This is a genomic window from Clostridium gelidum (genome assembly GCF_019977655.1).
GTDB lineage: Bacteria > Bacillota > Clostridia > Clostridiales > Clostridiaceae > Clostridium > Clostridium gelidum.
Map to the genome: position 1 here is coordinate 1,149,803 of NZ_AP024849.1, position 26,762 is coordinate 1,176,564.

At 28.7% G+C, this 26,762-nt stretch carries 23 protein-coding genes; 11 read left to right on the forward strand and 12 right to left on the reverse strand.

Features of this window, described 5'->3' with window-relative positions; all coding sequences use genetic code 11:
* The first annotated feature begins 51 nt into the window (after positions 1-51).
* The 3 genes from recQ (at position 52) to psyc5s11_RS05290 (ending at position 3,999) form a co-directional block, all read left to right on the forward strand.
* Complete coding sequence (gene recQ, locus psyc5s11_RS05280; RefSeq protein ID WP_224036588.1) at positions 52-1,836, forward strand: DNA helicase RecQ; 1,785 nt, start codon at positions 52-54, stop codon at positions 1,834-1,836.
* A 321-nt stretch (positions 1,837-2,157) separates the two neighbouring features.
* The gene (locus psyc5s11_RS05285; RefSeq protein ID WP_224036589.1) at positions 2,158-3,150 is read left to right on the forward strand and encodes a glycoside hydrolase family 43 protein; all 993 of its coding nucleotides are present in this window, start codon (positions 2,158-2,160) and stop codon (positions 3,148-3,150) included.
* A gap of 252 nt (positions 3,151-3,402) precedes the next feature.
* Positions 3,403-3,999 carry an HD-GYP domain-containing protein gene (locus psyc5s11_RS05290; RefSeq protein WP_224036590.1) on the forward strand — a complete coding sequence of 199 codons (597 nt, stop codon included), beginning with the start codon at positions 3,403-3,405 and terminating at the stop codon, positions 3,997-3,999.
* Between the two features lie 137 nt (positions 4,000-4,136).
* Here the strand turns inward: psyc5s11_RS05290 and psyc5s11_RS05295 are convergent, their stop codons facing one another.
* Complete coding sequence (locus tag psyc5s11_RS05295) at positions 4,137-4,829, reverse strand: PHP domain-containing protein (protein ID WP_224036591.1); 693 nt, start codon at positions 4,827-4,829, stop codon at positions 4,137-4,139.
* 389 nt (positions 4,830-5,218) lie between these two features.
* On the opposite strand from psyc5s11_RS05295, the gene psyc5s11_RS05300 reads away from it, so the two are divergent.
* A complete protein-coding gene (locus psyc5s11_RS05300) occupies positions 5,219-6,163 on the forward strand; it encodes a CAP domain-containing protein (protein ID WP_224036592.1) in 945 nt (314 codons plus the stop codon).
* Between the two features lie 141 nt (positions 6,164-6,304).
* On the opposite strand, the gene psyc5s11_RS05305 is transcribed toward psyc5s11_RS05300, so the two are convergent.
* Together psyc5s11_RS05305 and psyc5s11_RS05310 are read right to left on the reverse strand one after the other, a co-directional pair.
* Entirely contained in the window at positions 6,305-8,269 is a 1,965-nt protein-coding gene (locus psyc5s11_RS05305) for a fructose-1,6-bisphosphatase (protein ID WP_224036593.1), read from the reverse strand.
* A 157-nt stretch (positions 8,270-8,426) separates the two neighbouring features.
* Positions 8,427-8,987: a class IV adenylate cyclase gene (locus tag psyc5s11_RS05310; RefSeq protein ID WP_224036594.1), complete on the reverse strand. Its 561-nt coding sequence runs from the start codon at positions 8,985-8,987 to the stop codon at positions 8,427-8,429.
* A gap of 174 nt (positions 8,988-9,161) precedes the next feature.
* Between psyc5s11_RS05310 and psyc5s11_RS05315 the strand changes: the two genes are divergently transcribed.
* The 4 genes from psyc5s11_RS05315 to psyc5s11_RS05330 all read left to right on the forward strand — a co-directional run bounded on the left by psyc5s11_RS05315 (position 9,162) and on the right by psyc5s11_RS05330 (position 12,279).
* Complete coding sequence (locus tag psyc5s11_RS05315; RefSeq protein ID WP_224036595.1) at positions 9,162-9,788, forward strand: GntR family transcriptional regulator; 627 nt, start codon at positions 9,162-9,164, stop codon at positions 9,786-9,788.
* 224 nt (positions 9,789-10,012) lie between these two features.
* Complete coding sequence (locus psyc5s11_RS05320) at positions 10,013-10,792, forward strand: transporter substrate-binding domain-containing protein (protein WP_224036596.1); 780 nt, start codon at positions 10,013-10,015, stop codon at positions 10,790-10,792.
* Between the two features lie 54 nt (positions 10,793-10,846).
* Positions 10,847-11,545 carry an amino acid ABC transporter permease gene (locus psyc5s11_RS05325; RefSeq protein ID WP_224036597.1) on the forward strand — a complete coding sequence of 233 codons (699 nt, stop codon included), beginning with the start codon at positions 10,847-10,849 and terminating at the stop codon, positions 11,543-11,545.
* Positions 11,546-11,550: 5 nt separating this feature from the next.
* Positions 11,551-12,279 (forward strand): amino acid ABC transporter ATP-binding protein, encoded by a 729-nt coding sequence (locus tag psyc5s11_RS05330; protein WP_224036598.1) that lies wholly within the window; start codon positions 11,551-11,553, stop codon positions 12,277-12,279.
* Between the two features lie 295 nt (positions 12,280-12,574).
* On the opposite strand, the gene glcT is transcribed toward psyc5s11_RS05330, so the two are convergent.
* Both glcT and psyc5s11_RS05340 read right to left on the reverse strand, forming a co-directional pair.
* Complete coding sequence (gene glcT, locus psyc5s11_RS05335; protein ID WP_224036599.1) at positions 12,575-13,429, reverse strand: glucose PTS transporter transcription antiterminator GlcT; 855 nt, start codon at positions 13,427-13,429, stop codon at positions 12,575-12,577.
* Between the two features lie 122 nt (positions 13,430-13,551).
* Entirely contained in the window at positions 13,552-14,040 is a 489-nt protein-coding gene (locus psyc5s11_RS05340; RefSeq protein ID WP_224036600.1) for a PTS sugar transporter subunit IIA, read from the reverse strand.
* A 422-nt stretch (positions 14,041-14,462) separates the two neighbouring features.
* Here psyc5s11_RS05340 and nagE point away from each other — a divergent pair, with 422 nt between their 5' ends.
* The 3 genes from nagE (at position 14,463) to psyc5s11_RS05355 (ending at position 17,992) form a co-directional block, all read left to right on the forward strand.
* On the forward strand, positions 14,463-15,911 hold the full coding sequence (gene nagE, locus psyc5s11_RS05345; protein WP_224036601.1) for an N-acetylglucosamine-specific PTS transporter subunit IIBC: 1,449 nt from the start codon (positions 14,463-14,465) through the stop codon (positions 15,909-15,911).
* Positions 15,912-16,210: 299 nt separating this feature from the next.
* Positions 16,211-16,819 carry a copper homeostasis protein CutC gene (locus tag psyc5s11_RS05350; protein ID WP_224036602.1) on the forward strand — a complete coding sequence of 203 codons (609 nt, stop codon included), beginning with the start codon at positions 16,211-16,213 and terminating at the stop codon, positions 16,817-16,819.
* Positions 16,820-16,954: 135 nt separating this feature from the next.
* On the forward strand, positions 16,955-17,992 hold the full coding sequence (locus tag psyc5s11_RS05355) for a nucleoid-associated protein (protein WP_224036603.1): 1,038 nt from the start codon (positions 16,955-16,957) through the stop codon (positions 17,990-17,992).
* Positions 17,993-18,238: 246 nt separating this feature from the next.
* On the opposite strand, the gene psyc5s11_RS05360 is transcribed toward psyc5s11_RS05355, so the two are convergent.
* From psyc5s11_RS05360 to argC, 7 genes are all read right to left on the reverse strand, one after another.
* Entirely contained in the window at positions 18,239-19,714 is a 1,476-nt protein-coding gene (locus tag psyc5s11_RS05360) for a family 1 glycosylhydrolase (protein WP_224036604.1), read from the reverse strand.
* 133 nt (positions 19,715-19,847) lie between these two features.
* Positions 19,848-20,705, reverse strand: coding sequence for a MurR/RpiR family transcriptional regulator (locus psyc5s11_RS05365; RefSeq protein WP_224036605.1), 858 nt, complete (start codon positions 20,703-20,705; stop codon positions 19,848-19,850).
* A 183-nt stretch (positions 20,706-20,888) separates the two neighbouring features.
* The gene (gene argF / locus psyc5s11_RS05370; RefSeq protein ID WP_224036606.1) at positions 20,889-21,809 is read right to left on the reverse strand and encodes an ornithine carbamoyltransferase; all 921 of its coding nucleotides are present in this window, start codon (positions 21,807-21,809) and stop codon (positions 20,889-20,891) included.
* Between the two features lie 47 nt (positions 21,810-21,856).
* Positions 21,857-23,041, reverse strand: coding sequence for an aspartate aminotransferase family protein (locus psyc5s11_RS05375; protein WP_224036607.1), 1,185 nt, complete (start codon positions 23,039-23,041; stop codon positions 21,857-21,859).
* Between the two features lie 156 nt (positions 23,042-23,197).
* Complete coding sequence (gene argB / locus psyc5s11_RS05380) at positions 23,198-24,052, reverse strand: acetylglutamate kinase (protein ID WP_224036608.1); 855 nt, start codon at positions 24,050-24,052, stop codon at positions 23,198-23,200.
* A 67-nt stretch (positions 24,053-24,119) separates the two neighbouring features.
* Positions 24,120-25,343 carry a bifunctional glutamate N-acetyltransferase/amino-acid acetyltransferase ArgJ gene (gene argJ / locus psyc5s11_RS05385; RefSeq protein WP_224036609.1) on the reverse strand — a complete coding sequence of 408 codons (1,224 nt, stop codon included), beginning with the start codon at positions 25,341-25,343 and terminating at the stop codon, positions 24,120-24,122.
* 234 nt (positions 25,344-25,577) lie between these two features.
* Complete coding sequence (gene argC, locus psyc5s11_RS05390; protein WP_224036610.1) at positions 25,578-26,612, reverse strand: N-acetyl-gamma-glutamyl-phosphate reductase; 1,035 nt, start codon at positions 26,610-26,612, stop codon at positions 25,578-25,580.
* Positions 26,613-26,762 lie beyond the last annotated feature (150 nt).

Sequence of the window (26,762 nt, forward strand, 5' to 3'; positions counted from 1 at the left end):
ATACTATTATTAAAAAGGATTTTCCAACTTTTAAAGGAAAGGTAATTAAACATGGATAATAAACAGAAGATTTTTTATGCTTTAAAAAAGTATTATGGATTTGATACTTTGAGAAAAGGTCAATTTGAAATTATAAATAGCATTTTGAATGGTGTAGACACTTTTTGTCTTATGCCAACAGGTGCTGGAAAATCTGTTTGTTATCAGATTCCAGCAATAATATTTCAAGGTATAACAATAGTAATATCACCACTCATTTCACTTATGAAGGACCAGGTAGATAATATTGTAGGTATTGGAATTAAGGCAGCATATATTAATAGTACTCAAAGTATGGATACAATAAAAAATATATTGATAGAAGCATCCATTGGAGAATATAAGATAATTTATATTTCACCGGAACGACTTGAATCAAAAATATTCAGAGATATGATTAAAGACCTTCATATTTCTCAAATTGCAATAGATGAAGCTCATTGTGTATCACAATGGGGACATGATTTTAGGAAGAGTTATCGAGAAATTTCAAGTTTTTATAATATTCTTAAAAACAAACCTATTATATCAGCGTTTACAGCTACGGCAACTGAAGAGGTTAGAGAAGATTCAATAAAACTTCTGGGTTTAAATAACCCATATGTATATAAAGGAGATATTAATAGAGAAAATCTAAATCTTAATGTGTTAAAAGAAGTAGATAAGCTTGAAATCCTTAAAGATATAATCAGAGAAAATGAGGATAACGCAGGAATAGTTTATTGCGCATCTAGAAAAGAAGTAGATGAGCTTCATTATTATTTAAAGGACTTAGGATATAATGTAGGGAAATATCATGGTGGACTTAAAGGTGAAGAAAAAGAAAAATTTCAAGAAGATTTTTTATATGAAAACTTGGATATAATTATTGCAACTAATGCCTTCGGTATGGGAATAGATAAGTCTAATATTAAATTTATAGTACATTTTACCCTCCCTCAAAATATAGAATCCTATTATCAAGAAGTAGGTAGAGGGGGAAGAGATGGAGAACAGTGCAATTGCTATTTATTTTATTGCGAGGCTGATATAAGAAGAGTGGAATATATAATAAATAAGAGCGCTTCAATGAATAGAAAAGAAATGCAACTTAGAAAATTTCAAGCTATGATTGACTATTGTAATTTGAAAGAATGTTACAGAAAATATATATTAAATTATTTTGGAAATGAACACAAATTGAGTTACTGTAATAATTGTAGTAATTGTTTAAATGATGATGAATTAAAAGATTTTACAAGAGAAAGTCAAATGATTTTATCAACAGTTTTTAGAACTAAAGAACAATATGGAATATCAGTACTTGTGGATATATTAAAGGGATTTAAAGGACCTAAGATAATACAAAATAATTTAGATAAAGTAACGACATATGGAATAATGAAGGAGTATGGAAATACATTTATAAAAGATTTAATTAAAAGCTTATTAAATGAAGGGTATGTTGATTTAAAGGAAGGTACATACTCGATGCTGAGACTAAATAGCAGATCAATAAAAATATTAAAAAGTAAGGAAACAGTAGTATTTAAGATTTTAGATAAGGAAGAAACAATTTTAAATAAAGAATTATTTGATGCTTTAAAGAAATGGAGAAAAGAAAAATCTTATAAAGAAAGAATAAAACCATATATAATATTTTCTGATACAAGTTTAATTGCCATATCAAATAGTAAACCCAAAACCTTAGATGAACTATTAGAAATTAGAGGTGTTGGTACTAAGAAGATTGAAGCTTATGGAAAAGAATTATTGAATATAATACAAGATGCTAATGAAAAAGAAGTCATACTGTAAAAGTTATGACTTTTTTTGTTTACATATTTTTAGTTCAAACATACATAAATGATTTTATTAAAACATAAAATGAACTATTGCTATAAATGTATAGACAGTATATAATTAAATTATATAATATACGTATATAAAGGACTTTACAATAAATTAAATTTTTATTTAAGATAATCTAATTTATTTTATCGGGAGTTAAGAATACTTTTGTTTAAACAATATTAAAGTATAAGATGTTATTTAATATAAATAAGAATATATAGATAGGCTTGTAGGTAGCAATATTTATAATATGTTAAATAATTTTATAATTAAGGAGTAAGTTTTATGTTAAAAAAAGGTTATAAAAATCCAATAGTTATTCAAAGAGCAGATCCATTAATTTATAAGCATACTGATGGGTATTATTATTTTACAGCATCAGTTCCTGAATATGATCGTATTGAAATTAGAAAATCAAAAACATTACAAGGTTTAAGCGAAGCAGAAACTTTCACAGCTTGGACAAAACCTGATGAAGGCGAAATGAGTAACTTAATATGGGCACCAGAAATTCATTTTATCCAAGGCAAATGGTATATATATTTTGCAGCAGCAGCAAATGGTGAAGTAAAAGGAATTACATTTAATCATCGTATGTATGTAATTGAAAATCCTAATGAAGATCCATTAAGTGATAATTGGGTAGAGAAAGGACAAATAAAAACAGGATGGGAATCATTTGCTCTTGATGCAACTACATTTGAACATAAAGATAAACTTTATTATGTATGGGCACAAGAAGAAACAGAAGTTGAACCAGAATCTCATTCAAATTTATACATTGCTGAAATGGAGAATCCATGGACATTAAAAACAAAGCCTGTGCTTTTAACAAAACCAGAATTAGACTGGGAAATAGTAAGGTTTTGGGTTAATGAAGGTCCAGCAATATTAAAGAAAAATGGTAAGATATTTTTAACTTATTCAGCAAGTGCTACTGATGAAAATTATTGTATAGGAATGCTTATAGCAGATGAAAATAGTGACTTGTTAGATATAGCTTCATGGGTAAAATCACAACAACCAGTATTTAAGACTTCATGGGAAAATGGTCAATATGGACCAGGACATAACAGTTTTACTGTATCAGAAGATGGAACAGAAGATATTTTAGTGTATCACGGTAGAAATTATACTGAAATTGCAGGTGATCCATTATATGATCCAAACAGGCATACAAGAGTAGAAGTAATTAAATGGAATGAAGATGGAACACCAAACTTTGGAGTACCATCGCCTGATGAAAATATTGAAGAATTACAAAAAATAAAGAAATAGAACTAATTGAAGAATAGTTTTTAATACAAAACTAATAAATTTTGAGGGTTAAGATGCTTAGAAAAAAAGTGTCTTAACCCTTTTTTTTTTGTGAGTATTATTTTATAAAAAATGATAACATATTGATATAAGTACTAGTATAGAAAAATAGTTAAAATTAAATTAAATATACTGTATAATTATACAAAAAGACTAAAGAATATGATAATATATGAATAAGTGAAATAAAATAACTTATAATGGAGTGAAGAGATGTTAGAAGAAGATAAAGAAAGTAGGTATCATGATATTATAAAAAGTATGGTCGCAGCCTTAGAAGCAAAGGATCTTTATACATCTGGTCACTCAGCTAGAGTGGGCCATATGGCATATAATTTAGGGGAAATTTTGGGAATGACAGGTGATGAATTAAACTTTATGCATATTGTAGGGGACTTACATGACATCGGTAAAATTGGAGTGCCAGATAGAGTTTTAAACAAAGCAGGCAAATTAGAAGCTGAAGAGTGGAAATTAATGAAAAAGCATTGCGATATTGGGTATAATATACTTAGTAAAGTAGGCACTTTTAATGATATACCTAAAATAGTTCGATATCATCATGAAAGATGGGATGGAAAAGGGTATCCAGAAGGCTTGAAAGCAGAAGAAATACCATTTGCAGCAAGAATATTAGCAGTTTGCGATTCTATAGATGCAATGAAAAGTGATAGGCCATATAGAAAATGCATAAGTGATGAAGTATGTAGACATGAAATAAGAAAAAATAAAGGAATAATGTATGATTCTAAAATAGCAGAATGTATGCTAGAGAATTGGGATAAAATAGTAACAAAGCTTTATAATTAATATTGTAACTATATATGGGTTTTTCTATAGTATAGTTACAATATTTTTGTCTAAATTACCATAACAAATCTATGTTTCGTTATTTGGGAGAAATATATGGATAAGTAGTGTTTTCACATGTTGAGTATCTATAAAAATTATAAATAATTTAAATTACCACCAACTAAAAAGTTAGAGATTTCATTTTCATTAAGATACACATCGCCTATTATTCCGTGGGTTCTATAAAGTTCATTACAGCTATGAAAATCTGAGCCAGCTGTATATAGTAACTTCCTATCTTTAGCTACTTTTAAAAAGTATTCAGTATCTTTATCTTTATTACTGAAATATTTAGCTTCAATTCCATCAAAATTCATTCTTATAATATCCTTAAAATCATCTTTATTTAAAAGCACAGGATGAGCTAAAATAACTGTAGCTCCAAAGAATTTTAGAATTTCAATTCCTGTTTGTACATACAGTTTATCTTTTTTATCATAAAAATTTATATGGGTTCCTAATAAACTTTTAATAATAGAGATTTTATGAGCCTTTACATTTTTTAGTACTTCAACAAGGAGTTCATTTTTATAACTATCATCTTTAAAGTAACCTAAAACATGTACTCTAGCATTATTATATCTAGTAGAGAGTTCAACACCAGGAATTATTTTAACTCCAAACTCTTCTCCAGTTAGAATAGCTTCATCTATACCGCAAGTATTATTGTGGTCTGTTAAAGAAATAATATCTACATTTTTTTTCTTAGATAGCATAACGACTTCCTTGGGAGTATATCCTCCATCTGAGTAAGTAGAGTGAATATGAAAATCACCTTTTGTATACATTATAACTCCTACTAAAATATTATCCACATTTTAATATATGAATTTATATTTAAATTATTAAAACATAGGTCTATAAGAGTTTGGGGGAATATAATATAATTTAAAAATTAATTTAAAATAAAAATCGTGCAAACATTTACAAAACAAGAGGTAAGGGGATATTATACTGAAAATAGGGGGAATACTCTAGCTTTAAGGAGATATTCATAGCTAATTTTCTTTATTGCAATTAGAAGAGTGAAATGAAAGTTGAAAAATGTCGAATATATGTTAAAATTAGTGCATGGACAAACTTGTAATAAATTTGAATATATGAAAAAATAGATAAAAAATAATCATATTGAATTTGTTAAAATGTCTAAATAGGAATTGGAAAAGAGGAAAAACTAATGAAGAAAGCTTCATTAAAAAAGTTAGTGAGTGTAGTTGTTGTAGCAGTAACAATTACTACTCTATTACCATTAGGAGTATCTGCACAGTGGAGACAAAACACGGATAGTACTTGGAGTTATATAGAAGAAAATACGATGGCTAATGGTTGGAAAACAATTTCTGATACATGGTATTACTTTAATTCAAACGGAAAAATGAATACAGGTTGGATTTGTGATAGTGGAACGTGGTACTATCTTGATAAAACTGGTGCAATGAAAACTGGTTGGATTAATGATAATGGTAAGTGGTATTATTTGGACAGTACAGGAGAAATGCAAACAGGGGTTGTTAAAATTAATACAAAAACATATTGTTTAAATAACTCTGGAGAAATGTTAGTAGGATCAGTTAACGTAGGAAATAAACTATATGAATTTGCTTCGGATGGACAAGCGATAGGTGCAATACCACAAACTAATATAAATAGTAATCAAGAGTTTAATGGAACTGTAAATATTAGTACTAACGTAGATGTAAACGAATTGCCTACGCTGCCACAAAACTATAAGATAAGTGTACAAGCTACTGCTGAAAATAAAATTCTTGAATTGATGAATGAAAAAAGAACAGAAGTAGGATTACAACCATTAACTATAGATAATACTTTATTGCAAGTAGCAAGGTATAAGAGTAACCATATGATACAATATAATTACTTTGACCATACGAATTCAGATGGAACAAAATGGACTAATTGGCTTAAAGAAATCGGTTACAGATATACTACAACTGGAGAAAATATAGCATATAATACTTATGATGCAGTTGAATTATTCAACCAATGGTGGAATTCATCTGAACATAGAGCAAATATGATGAATGCGTCTTATACTAAAGTTGGTATAGGGGTAATAAATGGCAATGATAAATATATGGGTACACAGGAGTTTTCAAACTAATCGTCAAAAGATAAAGAAGGAACAGTATCATTAGTAGTAGTTGAAGAATTTAATTATAGTTATAAGAGCTCTGTTATAGAATAAAAAAGATAGATACCCAAAGTGAATTTTCATTTTGGGTATCTTCATCAAATACAATATTTATCTTACCTCATTTATCAAGCCTTTTCTATAAGCTCTAAGTAATAATTTCAAATCTTTAATTTGATTCTTTAATTCATTTCCTACATCAGTATCTCCAACTTTTTTTCGATCTAATTTTTCAACTATTTTTCTTGAAGACAGTATATCTATTTCATTATTAAAAGCATCTTCTATTGATTTAAAAGGTTGATGAGATATAAGATGTAATCCATAAGAATTATAGGTTAGGGTATATCCAGCAATACCAGTTTGATTTCTGTATGCTTTTGCAAACCCTCCATCTATAACTATAAGTTTACCATGTGCCTTTACTGGATTTTCACCAAATTTATTTTTTACGGGGACATGTCCGTTTATTATCCTAGATTCCGATGGATTTAAACCAAACTCTTCAAAGATTAAATTGCACAGTTCTTCTGTATCTCTAAAATCATAATATGAATTTTTCTTTTCTTTATGTGTGGTCTTGTCATTAATAAAATATCTTTCAAAAGTGGTCATATCTTCTTTTCCAAAAAGAGAAGAACAAGCTCCATTCCATAAATACCACATTATATCCATTCCATATAACTTTTCTTCGCTACCTCTATTATTAAAGTAACCTTCTCTAGCTAAGGAATCAAACTTATCTAAAAGTTTTTTACCTTTATATTCTTCTCCATTAATAGTTAGACTTTTAAATGTTTTGTTCTTATTTAAAGGGATGCACCCATGAAATAATAGATTAGAATTATAAGTTAAATATATACTTCCTTTATTGTAAAGAAATAAAATATGCTTTTGTAATTTATCACTATTGAGAAATGAAATTTGAAGTTTATCTATCAATTTTTTTTCTTCACTTGTAAGTTCAAATGGATTCTTAGGGCTTATTGTAGGAAAACTTCTATCATTAAGTTCATAAGTGATATCATTTAAAGTTATAGTTCCGTCTTTATAATTTATCTTATCTAAAAACAATCTATGATTCATTTCAAATTCAGGTCTTCTCTTTATTATTTCATATTCAAGTTTAAATTGAATAATTGTTATAGATTTATGCATTTTAGATATAAGCTCAATTTCAGAAGTTCCATATCCAGTTTCATCATTATTTTTAGGAATAAAAGCAGTGCAGGTGTCATCTTTGTAATATTTAAGTGCAAAGGTTGCAAGTGGCAATAAATTTATCCCATAAATATCTTCAATTACATCTACATTAGAATATCTAGCTGCTATTCTTAAGACATTTGCTATACAGGTAGTATTACCAGAAGCAGCTCCCATCCATAATATATCGTGATTACCCCATTGTATATCAACAGAATGATAATCCATAAGAGTGTCAATTATTATATCCGGTCTTGGACCTCTATCATATATATCTCCTAGTATGTGTAATTTATCAACAACTAATCGCTGTATTAGATTTGATATAGCGATTATAAATTCTTTTGCTCTATCAATCTCTATAATAGTATTGATTATTCCATCATAATAACCTTGTTTATCATTGTTAGCAGCTTCTTCATGTAATAATTCTTCTATAATATAGCTAAAATCCTTTGGAAGTGCTTTTCTTACTTTTGATCTTGTATATTTAGATGATGTATATCTACATAGTTGAATTAACCTATATAAGTTGATTTTATACCAATCATTTATATTCTTTTCTTCTTTTAAAACGATTTCTAATTTCTGTTCAGCATAATAAACCAATGTGGCCAAGCTTTTCTTCTCAGAGTCCATTAATGAATTACCAAAAACTTCTTCGATTTTTATTTTAATAGCACCTGAACCATTTCTTAAAACATGAACAAATGGTTCATATTCACCATGAAGATCAGCTAAAAAATGTTCTGTTCCTTTAGGTAAATTTAAAATTGCTTCTAAATTAATTATTTCAGTAGATGCTTCTGCAATAGTGGGATATTGCCTAGCAAGTAACTTTAAATATTTTATATTCTCATCATAAATCTCCATAATATCCTCCCCCTGTAAGCAAAGATGTTTAGCTTGAATACAAAAAGTAAACAAATTTAATTTTAAAAGTATATTTGCATCTTTACATATATTACCATATATTTACTTGCAATACTATAATTTAAATTGCTAAATTATTTTATAAATATGAAATGATTTATACACCTTTAGGATTATTATTAAGTAATCCTCTTTGAGATAAAATATCATAAATAGTTCGAGATGTTGTATCTTCTAATGTATAGCCGAGTAATTTAACTACTTTTTCTAGTTTTTCTTCAGATGTAGTTTCTATTTCTATATAAGGAAATGGGCAGAAATTCTTATCATTTATATCTATTTCAATGAGGCAATCATATAATTTATAGCTTTCTCTATATTTTTTATTAGATTCTTTCAAAATTAAACCAAGAGACTTAAATATTCCTTCACCCATTTGTTTATTTTCTATTATTGTCTCATTTTCTTCCATTACTTTAAATATTTCTTGAGATAACATTTTCTTTGTAGTCATGAAATATATAACTTTATTATTAAGCATGTCATTTACAGTTCTTATACGAGCATATCCTTTTTTTTCTAGAAGTCTTCCATCTTCAAAATCATATATATCATTAATTTGATCTTCCATCTTAACTTTTTCAGCACCATTTGATAATAAAATACTTCTTATATTTTCAACATCAATATCAATAATTCTAGTTTCTAATTCTTGCATAAAATAATCTCCTTTTCATTAAATTAAACATAAAGTTTATAGTTATAATATTATAACATTCTTAACGCTATTTCTAGATTTAATGAAAAATAATGGTATCCGTATACGGATTGTGATAAAATACATTTTAAAAGATATTATTATGATAATTTTAATGAGAGAGAGAGTTTTAGTATGGAGAAAAAAGTAAAAATAGTAAGTCCTATATATCAACAAATTGCTGTTGATATTGCATCTAAAATAGCAAATGGAGATTATGAAGTTGGTGAGAAAATTTATGCGCGCTCAGTACTCGCAAGTCAGTATGGAGTATCATCAGAGACATCAAGACGTGCTATTTGTATATTATCAGACATAGATGTTGTAGCGACAAATAAAGGTAGTGGAGTAATTATAAAATCTCGTGAGAAAGCGATTAAATTTTTAAAACAATATAATGAAGTTAAAACTATAAATGATTTAAAAAATGATATATTAAATAGTTTAGAACGTCAAAAAAATGAAAATGATTATTTGAAAGAAAAATTATCTCAGCTAATTGATAAAACAGACCGCTTTAAATCAATAAATCCATTCATGCCCTTTGAAATATGCTTATCAAAAGATACACCACATATAGAGAAAACACTATCAGAAATTAATTTTTGGCATAATACTTCTGCAACAGTTATTTGTATTAAAAGAAATGATTGTCTTGAAATGTCACCAGGACCATATGCAGTTTTGCATGAAAATGATATTTTGTATTTTGTTGGTGATGAAGAATGCTATGACCGTGTGAATAAGTTTATATATCCTTGAATATCTCGAAATCATTTAGAAGTCTAAATTTTTATAGTGTCATTTTAGCAAGATATAATTCTAAATTATAGAATTATATCTTATTTTTATATAGATTAACAACTTTGAAATAAAAACAAGTTGTTGCAAAAACTTGCCAAAAGTAACAACTTAGTGGTATACTGAAGTTGTTACTTTTTGAATTCAGAAATTATGATATTTAATTATAGAAGGAAGGTAAGTATATGAAAAAGAGGATTTTAACATTATTTATGTTTGTATTAGTGATTAGTGCAGTTGTAGGTTGTGGAGTAAAGGACAATAAATCTACATTAACTAAGATTAAGGAAAAAGGGAAATTCACATATGCATTAACAGGAGCATATCCACCATTTAATTATATGAATGAAGATGGACATATAGTAGGATTTGATGTGGATATTGCAAATGCACTTGCAAATGACATGGGAGTAGAGGCAGAAGTAATTTCAACACAATGGGACGGTATAGTTGGAGGGCTAAAGAGCAAAAGATTTGATACTATTATTGGAAGTATGGCTATTACAGATAAAAGATTAGAAGAAGTTAGTTTTACTGATCCATATTATACTGACGGAGCACAATTTTTTACAAAATCAGATTTGAATTATAAGTCTATTGAAGATTTGAAGAATGGTAAAGTAGGGGTTGTTACAGGAACAACGTTTCAAGATGCACTAAAAAGTATGGATAATATTACTGAAGTACTTCAATTTGAAGGTGATGTTGAAAACTTTATGGCAGCTTCAGATGGTCGTTCAGATGGAATTGTAACTAGTAGATTTGTAGGACTTCAAGCTCCAAAAGAGTATAATTTAGTTCCAGTAGGTCCCATGCTTTATACAGAAGACATTGCAATTGCTGTAAGTAAAGATGACAAGGATTTACTTGAAGCACTTAATAATTCATTGAAAAAAATAATAAAAAACGGAACTTATGAAGAAATAAGTAATCGTTGGTTTGGTATTAATATTTTAGAAAAATAATATTAAATATATATATGGATTATATATTTGATAGTAATGAGGGAATAGTAAGTTATGAGAATATTAGAAATTTTATTACAAGCAAAGGATGGAATATTTGAGTTCTTTTCTATAGCAATTAAGTATTTACCGAATTTTTTACCAGGTGTAGTTATTACATTGGAACTATCTTTTTTATCAATACTTTTAGGAACAGGTTTTGGAATATTGGTAAATGTTTTGAAGATGACTAAGATAAAGATATTATGTATAATATGTGATTTTTATGTTGCAATTGTTCGTGGAACACCATTACTATTGCAACTATTTTTTATCTTTTATGGGTTGCCACAAATGGGAATTACAATTAATAGATTTATTACTGCAGTAATTGGTTTAGCATTTCATAATGGTGCATATATTAGCGAAATTTTTCGTGGTGCTATTAAATCAGTTGATTATGGACAAGAAGAAGCGTCATATTCAATTGGAATGACTAAATTTGAAGCTTTTAGATATGTTGTTTTTCCACAAGCATTTAAACATGCAGTTCCAACACTTGGAAATCAATTTATTTTAGCAATAAAAGATTCATCACTTACAAGTGTTATAACTATTTCAGAAACAATGATGCTTGCAAGACAATTTGCAGCAGCAACATACTCTATTTTTCCAATTTATTTTGATGCTGCTTGTTTTTACATGATGTTTACTTATGTATTAAGCAAACTATTAAAGCATATTGAATACAAATTAAAATGTAATGAGAGGTAAGTTTAATGATTGAAGTACAAAATTTATATAAAAGTTTCAAAAAATTAAAAGTAATTAAGGGTGTAGACTTAAAAGTAGAGCGTGGCGAAGTCGTGACTATAATCGGCTCAAGTGGATCTGGAAAAAGTACATTGCTCCGTTGTATAAACTTCCTTGAAAAAAAAGATAGTGGGAAAATAATATTTGATGGAAAAGTTGTGAAAAATACAGCACATGAAATTAATCGGATGAGAAAAAGAGTTGGAATGGTATTTCAGAATTTCAATCTTTTTCCCAATATGACAGTATTAGAAAATATAATGAGTGGTCCCAAAATTGTTAAGGATATGACACCAGAAGCTGCAAAAAAAACAGCTATGGAATTTTTAAATAAAGTTGGATTAGAAGATAAAGCAGATACTTATCCAGCTATGTTATCAGGGGGAGAAAAGCAAAGAGTTGCAATTGCAAGAACTCTAGCTATGGCTCCAGACGTCATATTGTTTGATGAACCAACTTCTGCTCTTGATCCAGAACTTGTTGGTGAGGTACTTATGGTTATGAAAGGACTTACGAAGATAGGGATAACTATGATTATAGTTACTCATGAGATGGCATTTGCAAAAGAAGTTTCTGACAAAATAATATTTTTAAATGAAGGCAAGATTGCTGAGATGGGAACTCCAGATGAAATATTTAATCATCCAAAGGATGAAAGATTGCAGGCTTTTTTGGATAGTATAAATTTGGCATAGGTATATAGTAAGTATTAATAAAATATACATTTTTATCAAGAGAATTTAAAAAAGTCTAGACTGAATTAAGAAGATGATTTCTGTATTTGACAGGAGTCATCTTCTTTTTCATCATATTAAAATATATTTAAAGGTTTTTTTTCGTTTAATTAAAGCTTATAATATCTAAGGTAACAAATTTAATGGGATGGTGATGGGACTATAAACATGATAGTAAAAAATGTAATGAATTATATACATAAGTAGATTTTCCAAATCTACGGTTTGGTGAGCCTTCAATTTGGGACTGTGGTATTTATTTATCTATTGTAGCTATTCTCAATCTTTCTATATGCATTGCCAAATATGCTATTTCATCAACAGTAACATTCTTTTGCAATTGCTCAATTAATATTTTTGATACACCACTAGCTATCTTATAAGATAACTTATACTTGGACTTTATTTCTTTTATAAAATCATTTTTAATAGATATATCACTTAATATTCTTTTTATTGCAAATCTTAAATGTGTTACAAATCTAGCATAATCTAAAGAGGTTTTATCTATTTGTACTTCTATTTGTTTTTCGACATATTCAACTATTGAATTTATTAGATGCGTACTCTTTAGTGTATTAGATAATTTTCCACAATTTCTAGCAGAATGAATATGTAATGCGATAAATCCAATTTCACCAACTGGAATATTTACCCCTTTTTCATATTGTAAAGTTTCTGCCACTTTTTCAGCCAAGGTATATTCCTTTTCATATAGCGCTTTAATTTCCATAAGAAATGGATTTTCTATTTCCTCATTATTTGAAAGTCTTTGTACTGCAAAGTTCAAATGGTCTACTAATGCAACGTGTATCCTCTCATCTAAATCTTCTTTTAATTCATTTTCTATGTAAGATATCATCGTTTCACATAAAATTAAAAAATTTTCATCAACATTTTCAATTACTTGTTTAAAGTTTCTTAAATTATCTTCATCCTCAAGAATAAATATTTTTTCAACTTCAGTGCCTTTTTCAATTTTATCTCCAAATTTTTTACCAAACCCAATGCCTTTAGCAAAAAGTATTCTTTCTTCTTCATTTATGGTTACTGAAACTATATTGTTATTATAAGACTTTAATACGACTGCTGAATCAATAAGTATACTCATATTTTCACCCTTTTATTCTTAATAAAAATTGTAATGTACTACGTGTATTGTGCTCAAATTTTCGAAATACCATGTATAGTATTAGATGATTTTATTTGTCCTTGGAATAATAAAACTATTTTTTATAAACTAAAGCTAATTACTTCATTTTGTCCTGCAACAACATCTTTATCAACATTAGTCTTTAATTTTTTTACAATATCCATATTAGTAATTAAAACTGGGGTGATTAAAGAAAGACCTTTACTTAAAATAAAATCTCTATCGATTTTTATAATTGGGGTTCCAGCTTTAACCATAGTTCCAGCTTCAACTAGTTGTTGAAAGCCTTCACCATTTAAAGAAACTGTATCAATTCCTATATGAATTAATAATTCAGCTCCATTAGCAAGTGTTATAGCAAATGCATGCATTGTTTTAAATACTAATGTTAATTCTCCATCAGCAGGTGAAACTATTACATCACCAGTTGGATCTATAGCAATTCCATCACCAGCTAATTTTTCAGCAAATACGTTATCAGGTACAGCAGATAAATCTATAGTTTTTCCAGTTATAGGCGCGACTAAGTTTACTTCTTTATTTTGTTTTTTTTTAAAAAAATTAAACATACTTATATTCCTGAATAATCAGGAATGTTCACTTCCTTTCGCTTTATTATTTATATTAATAGTATCAAAAAGGCATAAGTTTCCTATAGAAGGTAAACTTATGCCTGATTTAACAGTAACACATTTATAGTCTCATTATATTATTGAAAATAATTTGTGTCAATAAATAAAAAAATATCGATTTTTGAAAAAAAGTATTGATTCTTGAAAAGAAATGTAGTACTATGAAGTTAAATAAAGGACAAAAACTTAATACATAGCGTGTAACCGATTAAGTCGAGCATTAGCTGAAAAAGATAATTTATCTTTTTCAGCTTTTTTTATTTCTAAAAATTCATAAAAGCTATTAATAAATCCATGTTGCATTTAAGGATGTAAAAATTCTTTAAATAAATTTTTATATATGAAAGGGGAATTATATTATGATGAAATATTTACAAAAATTAGGAAAATCATTAATGCTTCCAGTAGCTTGTTTACCTGTTGCAAGTATTTTAATGGGGATTGGTTATTGGATTGAACCTAGCATAATGAGTGGAAATGGAGCTGTAACTAATGTAGCAGCATTTTTCCTAGTAAAAGCAGGTAGTGCACTAATTGATAATATGGGAATTTTATTTGCAATTGGTGTAGCTGTTGGAATGTCAGATGATAATGATGGAACAGCTGGACTTGCAGGCCTTGTTTCATGGCTAATGATTATAACATTATTAGCTCCAGATGTTGTTGCAATATTTAAAGGCATTGACGTAAAAGAAGTGCCAGCAGCTTTTGGACATATTAAAACACAATTTATTGGTATTCTATCAGGTTTAATTGGTTCTTATTGTTATAATAAGTTTAAAGGAATAAAATTGCCAGATGCTTTAGGTTTCTTTAGTGGTAAAAGATCTGTTGCAATTGTAACAGCAGCATTATCAGTCATAGCATCTATAGTATTATTTTTTATATGGCCTATTATTTACGGTGCATTAGTTTCTTTTGGAGAAGCAATTGTATCTACAGGTGCTGTTGGTGCAGGTATTCATGCATTCTTAAATAGACTATTAATACCATTTGGTCTTCATCACGCACTTAATTCTGTATTTTGGTTTGATGTAGCTGGAATAAATGACTTAGGTAATTTTTGGGCAGGTACAGGAACACGTGGAGTAACTGGGATGTATATGACTGGTTTCTTCCCCGTAATGATGTTTGGTTTACCAGCAGGTGCATTAGCGATGTATCATACAGCTAAAGATAAAAAGAAAAAAGCTGTATATGGCTTATTACTTGCAGGGGCAATATCATCTTTCTTTACAGGTGTTACAGAACCATTAGAATTTGCATTTATGTTTTTAGCTCCAGGTTTATATGTAGTACATGCTATTTTAACAGGTGTTTCCGCTTTTGTATGTGCATCTTTACCAGTGAGAGCTGGATTTAACTTCAGTGGAGGATTTGTAGATTGGGTTTTAAGCTTTAAGGTTCCAATGGCTGAAAATTCAATATACTTAATCCTAATTGGTTTGGTATTTGCTGTTATTTATTATGTAGTATTCCGTTTTGCAATTACAAAATTTAATTTAAAAACACCGGGTAGAGAAGATGACGATGCTGAAGAAATGAATGTAAATCTTGCAAATGATGATTTCACACAAATAGCTTCTATTATATTAAAAGGTGTTGGAGGAAAAGAAAACGTAACATCTATTGATAATTGTGTAACTAGATTACGTTTAGAAATTAGAGATCAATCAGTAGTAAATGAAAAGATTATTAAATCTGCAGGTGTATCAGGGGTAATTAGACCTGGTAAAACTAGTTTACAAGTTGTTGTAGGAACACAAGTACAATTTGTAGCAGATGAATTTAAAAAATTATGTAAATAAAAGAAATCAAAGATAAAACAAATATATTTGAATAACCTCAATAAGTAAATTAGTTCATAAACTAAAATACTTATTGAGGTTATCTATTTTTGAAGACTTCTTTTTACTTGCATTAAAGTTTATAATATCTAATATAAGAAAATTTGATTGGATTGTCAAAATAAATGGAATACATAAATGATATTAAACTAGAAAAATTACAAATATTATTTTATATTTTTGTGTTATTAAAGAAAGCTAGATATAATAATTCATAATGATAAGAAGCATAAGTATATTATAAATTGGAGGTAAAGTTTATGGCTATTTTTGAAGCTTGTGTTGGAAATTATAAGGAAGCTGTTTTAGCAGCAGAAAGAGGAGCAAATAGAATTGAACTTTGTGATAATTTAATGGAAGATGGTACTACTCCTAGCTATGGTACAATAAAAAAAACACTAGAAAAATTAGAAATACCAGTGATGGTTATTATAAGACCGTGTAGTGGCAATTTTTCTTATACAAAGGATGAATTAGAAATAATGAAATATGATGTACAAATGTGTAAGGACTTAGGTGCTAGTGGAGTTGTAATTGGAGCAATTAAAGACTCTAAGGTCGATGAAGATATTATAAGGGAATTAGTCTCGATAGCTAAACCTATGACAATAACATTTCATATGGCTTTTGATGAAATAGAGGATAAATATTCTGCTATTGACCAATTAATTGACCTTGGAATATATAGAATACTTACTAAAGGTGGAAATGAAAATGCTATGGCAGGTAAAGATTCATTAAGGGATTTAGTTAAATATGCTAATGGCAGAATATCAATAATGCCAGGCAAGGGTGTAAATAAGGAAAATAGAGATTTCATATTAGAATATACAGGAGCCTATGAAATACATGGAAGTAAAGTTGTTTAAAGAAATTAAGATTTAATTTAAATGAATAACAATTTTTCATTAGATAAAAACGGAAGTAATGCTTAAAGATTTTTTTTACATTCATAAAAGTTTATAATATCTAATGGAACAAATTTAATGGGATGGTGAAAATACATGGAATATATAAATGATATTAACATAAATGAAGCAGTTATCCACATATTAGATAGTAATGGGCAAGAACCTGTGCTTAATGAATACAATTTAGAATTAGATGAAGATATATATAAATTTTTATATAGACATATAGAAAAATGTTTAAAAGATGATGAACTTAAATATGCGCGTTTTAACCCTGAGAGAAATATAGTTAAAGAAGTTGTACAAGACTATTTAAATGGAATAGATAGTGATTTAATTAGTTTATCTAAGGAGCTTGCTAGTCAACTATTTATAATAATGAAGGGAAATGTAAATATTCCATCAGGAGATTTAATAATAGTATCAATAACGACAGATCAAGGGCCTATGATAGGTATACTTAAAATGGATTATGTTAAGAACTTTACCCATGAGATTCAATTTGTAGATGAAAAGATTGGAATAGGAATAGTACCACAAGCAGCGGGACTTCCAGGTAGTGGACAAAAGATACAAAAGGCTGCATTTCTTAAACCAATTATGGAAGATGCAAATTATAATTTAATGATTTTAGATAAGCAAAAAAGTAGTAAAGAAGATGAATATGGAGCAAATTATTTTATAAATACATTTTTAGGTGCAAGCATTATCACAAATGAAAGAGATATGACAAAAACTTTTGTAAAAGCAGCTGAGAACTGGACAAGAAAAAATATTACAGAAGATGCAGGAAAAGCAGAAGAGATTAGAACTGCCATTAAAGCTAAATTAAAAGAAGAAGACACTATAAATATAGATTCATTATCAGAAGAACTCTTTAATGAACATCCACAAGTAAAAGAAGACTTTTCAAATTACATAAAACAACAAGGTTTAAATGAAGAAGTGGCAGTAGATAGAACTTGGGTTGATAAAAAGCTAAAAAGAGTTAGACTCAATATAGATAAACAAATTGATCTATATATAAATGAAGATACTTACCATGATTCTAGCAAATTTGAAATCCAAAGAAATGGTGATGGAACTATCAACCTAATAGTAAAAAATGTAATGAATTATATAGAAAAGTGAGAATCGAAATTTTACATTTCGCTCTTCGAACTTTCTCTTTGAGCAAGTAGAGAAAACGAAACTTGTTTCGCATTGAATCACTTTCGCATAGCAAAGCAAAAGTAGATAGCCTGAATTTGTGATTTGTTTCTAATTAAATATTCTCAATTTTAAACATGTCTCCCCAATATTTAAAGAGCTGATAAAAAATTTAGAAATTAAGCAACCAATATTATATTTCTATTTACAACAGCTCTTTTAAAACCATTAGTTTTTAAATAAATATTCTCCATTTGATTCAATAACTTTTTTATACCAATAAAATGATTTTTTTGGAATACGTTTATAAGTACCTTTTCCATAATCATCACAATCAACATAAATGAATCCATAACGTTTAGACATTTGCTTAGTTGATTCAGATATTAAATCAATACAGCCCCAAGATGTGTATCCTAAACATTCAACACCATCATATTCAATAGCATCTAACATTGCTTTAAAGTGAACATCAAAATAATCAATACGATATTGATCATCAATAGTGCCGTCTTCTGCAACTTCATCTTTAGCGCCTAAACCATTTTCCACAATAAATAATGGCTTGCGATACCTATCACACAAATCCACCATTGATATTCTAAGTCCAGTTGGATCTATTTGCCAGCCCCATTCACTTGATGGTAAATATGGATTTTTAACTGCGGTTATTGTATTTCCGTCTGTAACATCTAAACCTTCTAGTGATGCTGCTGAACATGATGACATATAATATGAAAATGAAACGAAATCCACTGGATATTCTTTCATTATTGTATCATCACCATATTCTTTTTTTATTACAATACCGTTATTTTTAAATTTAGATAATAAATATGAGGGATATTCTCCAAATACTTGAGTATCACTATAACAATAAGTAGCGCGCATATCTTGTTGAGATTGTAAAACATCTTTGGGTTTACAAGTATGTGGATAGTAAGTTAATTTTGTAAGCATACATCCGACGCTTGATTCTGGAATTATTTCATGACAGATTTTTGTAGCTAATGCACTAGCTACAAATTGATGATGCATTGCTTGGAAGATTACTTGTTCCCATTTAATATTTGGGAATCTATCTTCAACCAATCCTCCAGTTGTATAAGGATGTCTGATCATTGAATCAACTTCATTAAAAGTCAACCAATATTTAACTTTATTTTTATAGCGTGTGCAAATTGTTTTTACATATAGTTCAAAGAAGCCTACTAATTCTCTTGAATACCAACCATCATAATTTAATGTTAAATTAATTGGCGGCTCATAATGTGACATTGTTACTAATGGTTCAATGCCATATTTTAAACATTCATCAAAAACATTATCATAGAATTCTAATCCTTCTTCATTAGGCTCTTTATCATCACCATTTGGGAATATTCGAGACCAAGCAATGGACATGCGATACACTTTAAAGCCCATTTCTGCAAACATTTTAATATCTTCTTTATAATGATGATAAAAATCTGAACCATGACGTTTAGGATATAAAGATTCATCATTTGTTTTTAAAGCTTCTTCAATATCTTTACTTGTAATTTCATTTTGCTTTTTATAATCTTGAACATCTATGTCTAAGTGATGACGAGCACAGTCAGAAACACTAATTCCTTTTCCACCTTCTTTAAATCCACCTTCAACTTGATTAGCGGCAGTAGCACCACCCCATAAAAATTCTTTGGGAAATCTTCTTGTTGCCATTATTATTCCTCCTATTTTGTTTATAACTCTATTATAAACAAAATTTATAATAGAGTTATAGCAAAGTCATAAAATGGTTGTAATATCCAAAAAATATCTTGTTTTATATCTTATTTTGAAAAAAAGTGCCAACTTAGTAAGAATTTTTTAACCACTCATGTCTTTCACCTTTTAACGCATCCACATTTTTTTCAACACTATTATAGTTATATACCAATAATGAAGCAAATAGTATATCTAATATATATTGAGTGGACATTGTAAAGATAACAGTTGAAAATTCTAAGGTGTTTTCTGAAGTCATTATATGAATATGATCATCTGTTAATTTTGACAATCTTTGGTCAATGTTACCGCTTATTGATAGTGTAGGAATTGCACATTCTTTTAGTCTTTTAGCAGCATCGTATACGCTGGGATTTTTACCTGTATGTGAAATCAAAATTGAATAAGAAGGGATTTTATCAAGCTGCAATATTTCACAATGAGTCCAGTGAATACTATTATAAGCATTAGCAATAATACCTATTTCTTCGAGTTTATAACAAAACATTTTAGCAACTTCATAATTGATACCATCACCATAAACATCAATTATTTTAGCTTGTTTCATTAAATCTGTTACTCTTCTAATTGTATTGTAATCAAGCATACTTCTAGTATGGTCAATTGCCTTGGAATAGATTAATGGCATAGTGTGTATAATATCATCAATTTTACTGCTTTTATCATAAGGCTTTGTTTTCAAAGATTCTTTTAATTTCATCATTTGGGGATACTCTGAAGCATAGATAAACTTTAAATCGGCATATCCTTTTGTTCCTAATTTTTTACATAATCTAATAATTGTTGAAGCACTAGTATAACTTGCTTCTGCTAATTCAGTAACGCTCATTTCTAATAAGTCCTTAGGATACTTTATTATATAATTTGCAACAGCTTGTTCTTGAAATGTTAAATTATTTAAATTCTGCATTTTGTATACTATCACAATATACCTCCATTTCCATCGTTATATTATCATTTATTTAAATATTTTACTATTGTTTTCATTCAATGCGTATTATAAGAAGTTGAGCATAATGCATAAAAAAATATATTATGGCATAATAAAGAAGAAATAGATGCTATACATATATTGTAAAACATTTATTTCTTCTTTATTATAATCAGACTATTTCATTAATTTAACAAGGACAGCCTTTTGAGCATGTAATCTATTTTCAGATTCATCAAAGATTGAATCTGCATGTTCTTCTAAAACTTCAGCTGTAATTTCTTCACCTCTATGAGCTGGAAGACAGTGAAGTACCATTACATTTTTATCAGCTATTGCCATTAATTCTTTATTTATTTGGAAACCTACAAAAGCTTTAGCACGTGTTTCAGCTTCTTCTTCATGTCCCATACTAGCCCAAACATCTGTAATTAATACATCAGCACCCGAAGCCGCTTCATACGGGGAAGTAGTTACTGTAAAGTTAACCCCTTCTTTTTCTGCGATTTCTTTTGCTCTAGTTAAGTATTTATCAGATGCTGTATAATCTTTTGGTGATGCAACTGCAAAGTTCATTCCAACCTTTAAGCAACCAATCATTAAAGAATTAGCCATGTTATTTCCATCACCTATGAAAGCAACTTTTAATCCTTCAAGGATATTCTTATTTTCTCTTATTGTCATTAAGTCAGCTAACACTTGGCATGGATGTTCATCATCAGTTAAACCATTAATGACTGGGATTGATGAATATTTAGCTAATGTTTCAGCTTCTTCTTGAGAAAATGTTCTAATCATTATACCTTGTATGAATCTTGAAAGAACTCTTGCAGTATCTTCAATTGGTTCGCCACGACCAATTTGTAGATCCTTATCACTTAAAAATAATGAATTTCCACCTAATTGATACATACCGGCTTCAAAAGAAACTCTAGTTCTAGTAGATGATTTTTCAAATATCATGCCTAAGCTTTTTCCTTTTAAGTGATGGTGTTCTATTCCATGTTTTTGTTCATACTTTAATTGATCTGCTAAATTTAAAATGTCTAAGATTTCATCTTTAGAAAGATCATCCATTTTTAATAAATCTTTTTTCATATATGCCCCCCTAAGTCAATTAACAGTTAACAATGAACAATTAGTTGTTAATTTTCTATATTAGATAATATTTCAAGAATAATATCTATTCCTATTTTTAATTCTTTTTTAGTTATAACAAGTGGTGGAAGAAGTCTTATAACATCTTTGCCTGCTGTTAATACTAATAATCCCTTTTTTATAGCTTCTTTTTGAACGAGTGTAGGATCGCATTTTACTTTTATTCCGATCATTAATCCCATGCCACGTACATCTACAATTTGAGGATTTTTAGCTTCTTCTATAAGTTCTTTTACGTAAGCACCTCTTTTAGTTATCTTTTCAAAATACTTTTCATTACAAAGTTCATCAAGAACAACTGAAGCACCAGCGCATACAACTGGATTAGCTCCGAAAGTTGAACCATGATCACCTGGATTAAATACATCAGCTACTTTAGAAGAGCATAAGAAGCCACCAATAGGAAGTCCAGCTCCAAGGCCTTTAGCTACAGTAACTATATCAGCTTCTACATCAAAATTATTATATCCAAACATTTTACCAGTTCTAGCAATACCACATTGAACTTCATCAAATATAACAAGTACATCTTTTTCATTACATATTTTAACTACTTCTTGGACAAATTCTTTATCAAGAGGAATTACTCCACCTTCTCCTTGAATTGCTTCAAGCATTATAGCACAAACTTCATCTGTAAGCCTTGCTTTGAAATCTTCTAAATCATTTGCTTTTACATAATCAAAACCTTCAGTAAAAGGGAAGAAGTATTTATGGAATTTTTCTTGTCCAGTTGCTTTTAAAGTAGTTATTGTTCTACCGTGAAAAGATTGCAATAAAGTAAGAACTGTACTTCTATCAGCACCATATTTATCGTAGCTGTATTTTCTAGCTAATTTAATTGCACCTTCATTAGCTTCAGCACCAGAGTTACCAAAAAATACTTTATTCATATTAGCTTTTTCAGTTAATTCTTTAGCAAGTTTTACACTTGGCTCATTGTGAAATATGTTTGAACAATGAACAAGGGTTTTTAATTGCTTACTAGTAGCCTTAATCCATTTTTCATGACCATACCCTAAGCTACTAACACCAATGCCACTTGTAAAGTCTAAATATTTATTTTTATCTGAATCATAAAGATAAGCACCTTCACCATGAGTGATTACAGGATCTAAACGACCATAACTATTTACAATATGTTCTTTTGCTTCATTAAAATCATATGACATAAAAATACCTCCAATTTAAATTAGTTAATAATTATGAATTAACAATTAAGAGTTAAGGAACAAATCCTTTCAGGATTTGAATAAATATAATATTAGAAATCCCGTAGGGATTTCATCTATCATTGTTAACTGTTAATTGTGAATTCTTAACTGATTTTAGTAGATCATTGTTCCAATTCCTTCAGGAGAGAATAACTCTAAAAGAATAGAATGAGGAATACGTCCATCAATGATAAGTGCTCTTTCGACACCCATTCTGATTGCTTCAACGCAGCAATCAATTTTAGGAATCATACCACCTTTTATTACTCCTTCTAAACATAACTTAGGAATTTGATGTATTCTAAGTACAGGAAGTAATGAAGAAGGATCTTTTGCATCCATAAGAACTCCAGGTACATCAGTAAGTAACATTAACTTTTCAGCTTTAAGTGCTGCTGCAATTTTCGAAGCACATATATCAGCATTAATGTTATATGGTTTATTATCTTCTTCACCTAAAGCAATACTTCCGATAACTGGAATATAACCAGAATTTATAGCCATTTTTATAACTTCAGTATTAACCTTTGTTATTTCGCCTACATAACCTAAATCAATATCAGTTTCTAATTTTTTAGCTTTTAAAAGAGAACCATCCATTCCACATAAACCAATAGCTTTGCCTCCAAACTTTTCTATAAGAGAAACTAAGTTTTTGTTTACTTTTCCACCAAGAACCATTTGAACTATATCAATAGTACTTTCACCAGTGTATCTTAAACCATTAATAAATTCGCTTTTTTCACCTAGTCTATTTAAAAAGTCTGAAATATCAGGTCCGCCACCATGGACAACAACTGGTTCAATACCAACACATTTCATTAATATAATATCATTTATAACTGTTTCGCGAAGTTCTTCGCTTATCATTGCATTTCCACCATATTTTACTACTATTATTTTGCCATAGTAACGTTGTATGTAAGGCAATGCATGAACTAAGACCTCAGCTCTTTCATTAGTATTCAATTTACAACCCCCTTATTCAATAAACAGTTGTCAATTGTTCATTGTCAATTGTTTATTGTCAATTGTTTTAACTTCTGTAGTCTCCATTAATCTTTACATATTCATAACTTAGATCACAGCCCCAAACATAAGCACTATAATCACCTAAGAATAAATTAACTTTAATAATAATTTCATTTTCACTTAGAACTTTTTTAGCCATATCTTCATCAAAAGGTAAAGAACTACCAGCTTCACAAACATTTATAGTTCCAGCAGGGCTTTCAAAGGAAACATCAACTTTTTCAGGATCAAAATCAATTTTTGTATAACCAAGTGCACAAAGAATTCTTCCCCAGTTTGCATCACTACCAAACATTGCAGTTTTTACCAAACTAGAATTAATAACACTTTTACCTAAAACAACAGCATCTTCTTCAGATTTAGCACCTATGATTTGGCATTCTAATAATTTTGTAGCACCTTCACCATCTTTGGCAATATTCTTAGCCATAATTGTGTTTAATTCAGTAAGAACTTTAAGAAAAGCATCATAATTTTCATCTTTTTCAGTTATAGTAGGATTTTCAGCTAAGCCGTTAGCTAAAATTAATATCATGTCATTAGTACTTGTATCACCATCAACACTAACTCTATTGTAAGTCACAGTAACACTTGATTTTAAAGCATCAGTTAGTAATTTTGGAGAAATAGAAAGGTCCGTTGTAATAAAAGAAAGCATTGTCCCCATATTTGGTTCAATCATTCCAGAACCTTTTGCCATTGAACCAATAGTAACTTTTTTGTCGCCTATGAAAAATTCTAAAGCCAATTGTTTTTGGAATGTATCAGTTGTCATAATAGCTAATGATGCATCATTAGAGCCATCTTTTGATAATTTTTCAGTAAGTAGAGGAATACCGTCTTTAATAGCATCTATATTTAAAGGAACCCCAATTACTCCTGTAGATGCAACTAAAACATCATCTGCTTTTAACTTCAATTCTTTAGCTTGCAGAGAAGTCATCTTTTCTGCTTTATGCAATCCATCATCACCATTACAAGTGTTTGCATTACCACTATTTATAATTATTGCTTGTGCTTTTTTGTTAGTTAAATGCTCTTTTGTAATATAAATAGGAGCACCTTTAACTTTATTTTTAGTGTACATTCCAGCAGCAGCGGCTGGTACTTCAGAATAGATTAAAGCCAAATCCTTTTGTAAATTACTTTTCTTTAATCCACAGTATATACCTGAAGCTAAAAAGCCATTAGGAGCAGTAACTCCACCACCTATATATTTTATATCCAAATTTATAACCCCCTTAGTCAATGCACAATTGACAATTTATAATTGGCAATTGTGGAACAAATCACTATATGATTTGAATTATATTATTTATTTTACTTATTGCTTTATTCAAAGAACAATGACATAGGTTAATTACGATAAAAAAATAAATCATGTAATTATATAAAAATACATTTTTAGAAATCACAAAATTATTTCATCTTAAATTGTCAACTGTCAATTGTTCATTGTCAATTAGAAGGCTGGTGCAATTAAGTTTAATCCATCTGTTTCATTAAATCCTAGAATAATATTCATATTTTGAATAGCTTGCCCAGCAGCACCTTTAATCATATTATCTATTGTGCTTACAACAATAATTTGATCTTGTCTATGGTTTAAATGTAGAGAAATAAAACAATCGTTTGTTAATCTTACATTTTTTATTGAAGCAATTTCCCCAAGTGGTAAGATATTAACGAAAGGCTCATCCTTATAAAAATCTAAATATAGTTTATGAATTTCTTCAAGATTTACTTTATTTTTTGGACTGCAGTAAATAGTTGAAAGAATACCTCTATTTATTGGAAGTAGATGAGGAGTAAAAGTTACATTTACCTTATCATTTGCCATAGTCGATAGAGTTTCTTCAATTTCAGGTGTATGTCGATGAGCTCCAACTTTATATGGTGCAAAGGTTTCATTTTCTTCAGGAAAATGAGTGTTTATTGTTAACCCTCTTCCAGCACCTGTAGTTCCAGACTTGGAATCACAAATAATGTTATCTAATTTTATTAACGAATTTTTAAGTAATGGCATTAATCCGAGTTCTATAGTTGTTGGAAAGCAACCTGGATTAGCAATTAAAGAACATTGTTTGATTTTTTCTTTATTTAATTCTGGAAGTCCATAAACGCTTTTAGAATGTAATGCAGGTTGAGTGAATTTTTTACCATACCACTCTTCATACTCATCTTCACTAGATAATCTAAAATCTGCACCCATATCAATACAAATCTTTTTATTATCAATTGCTTTTTTTGCAATATCTTCACTTAATCCATGCGGAAGGGCAGTGAAGATTACATCACATTTTTTAACAACTTCATCTGCAGATTCACAAATTAAATCTGTTTTATTTAAAAAGTTTTTATATACGTTACTAATTTCTTGTCCTACAAAAGAAACTGAGCTTAAAGCAGCAACTTCAACTTTAGGATGAGATAATAGTAATCTTAAAAGTTCAGCACCAACATATCCTGTAGCACCGATTATTCCGATTTTAACCATTTTTAAATTAGCCCCCTTAATTTATTAATAATATGTTGCAATAAAGTTTCCCCATATATATTAACCCGCATTTTACAAGCAAATTCTAAAGTTTAAAGATTTTTTAGAATTTTAGAATTTTAGAATTCTTAATTTTAAAATCATTATTTA

Excerpts from the sequence above, each read along its gene's own strand:
- psyc5s11_RS05285 (WP_224036589.1), top strand. The coding sequence starts at position 2,158 with ATGTTAAAAAAAGGTTATAAAAATCCAATAGTTATTCAAAGAGCAGAT.
- psyc5s11_RS05325 (WP_224036597.1), top strand. The coding sequence starts at position 10,847 with ATGAGAATATTAGAAATTTTATTACAAGCAAAGGATGGAATATTTGAG.
- argC (WP_224036610.1), bottom strand. The coding sequence starts at position 26,612 with ATGGTTAAAATCGGAATAATCGGTGCTACAGGATATGTTGGTGCTGAA.
- recQ (WP_224036588.1), top strand. The coding sequence starts at position 52 with ATGGATAATAAACAGAAGATTTTTTATGCTTTAAAAAAGTATTATGGA.
- psyc5s11_RS05320 (WP_224036596.1), top strand. The coding sequence starts at position 10,013 with ATGAAAAAGAGGATTTTAACATTATTTATGTTTGTATTAGTGATTAGT.
- psyc5s11_RS05350 (WP_224036602.1), top strand. The coding sequence starts at position 16,211 with ATGGCTATTTTTGAAGCTTGTGTTGGAAATTATAAGGAAGCTGTTTTA.
- psyc5s11_RS05310 (WP_224036594.1), bottom strand. The coding sequence starts at position 8,987 with ATGCAAGAATTAGAAACTAGAATTATTGATATTGATGTTGAAAATATA.
- psyc5s11_RS05315 (WP_224036595.1), top strand. The coding sequence starts at position 9,162 with ATGGAGAAAAAAGTAAAAATAGTAAGTCCTATATATCAACAAATTGCT.
- argF (WP_224036606.1), bottom strand. The coding sequence starts at position 21,809 with ATGAAAAAAGATTTATTAAAAATGGATGATCTTTCTAAAGATGAAATC.
- psyc5s11_RS05360 (WP_224036604.1), bottom strand. The coding sequence starts at position 19,714 with ATGGCAACAAGAAGATTTCCCAAAGAATTTTTATGGGGTGGTGCTACT.
- psyc5s11_RS05290 (WP_224036590.1), top strand. The coding sequence starts at position 3,403 with ATGTTAGAAGAAGATAAAGAAAGTAGGTATCATGATATTATAAAAAGT.
- psyc5s11_RS05305 (WP_224036593.1), bottom strand. The coding sequence starts at position 8,269 with ATGGAGATTTATGATGAGAATATAAAATATTTAAAGTTACTTGCTAGG.
- psyc5s11_RS05295 (WP_224036591.1), bottom strand. The coding sequence starts at position 4,829 with ATGTATACAAAAGGTGATTTTCATATTCACTCTACTTACTCAGATGGA.
- psyc5s11_RS05355 (WP_224036603.1), top strand. The coding sequence starts at position 16,955 with ATGGAATATATAAATGATATTAACATAAATGAAGCAGTTATCCACATA.
- psyc5s11_RS05300 (WP_224036592.1), top strand. The coding sequence starts at position 5,219 with ATGAAGAAAGCTTCATTAAAAAAGTTAGTGAGTGTAGTTGTTGTAGCA.
- glcT (WP_224036599.1), bottom strand. The coding sequence starts at position 13,429 with ATGAGTATACTTATTGATTCAGCAGTCGTATTAAAGTCTTATAATAAC.
- psyc5s11_RS05330 (WP_224036598.1), top strand. The coding sequence starts at position 11,551 with ATGATTGAAGTACAAAATTTATATAAAAGTTTCAAAAAATTAAAAGTA.
- nagE (WP_224036601.1), top strand. The coding sequence starts at position 14,463 with ATGATGAAATATTTACAAAAATTAGGAAAATCATTAATGCTTCCAGTA.
- psyc5s11_RS05340 (WP_224036600.1), bottom strand. The coding sequence starts at position 14,040 with ATGTTTAATTTTTTTAAAAAAAAACAAAATAAAGAAGTAAACTTAGTC.
- psyc5s11_RS05375 (WP_224036607.1), bottom strand. The coding sequence starts at position 23,041 with ATGTCATATGATTTTAATGAAGCAAAAGAACATATTGTAAATAGTTAT.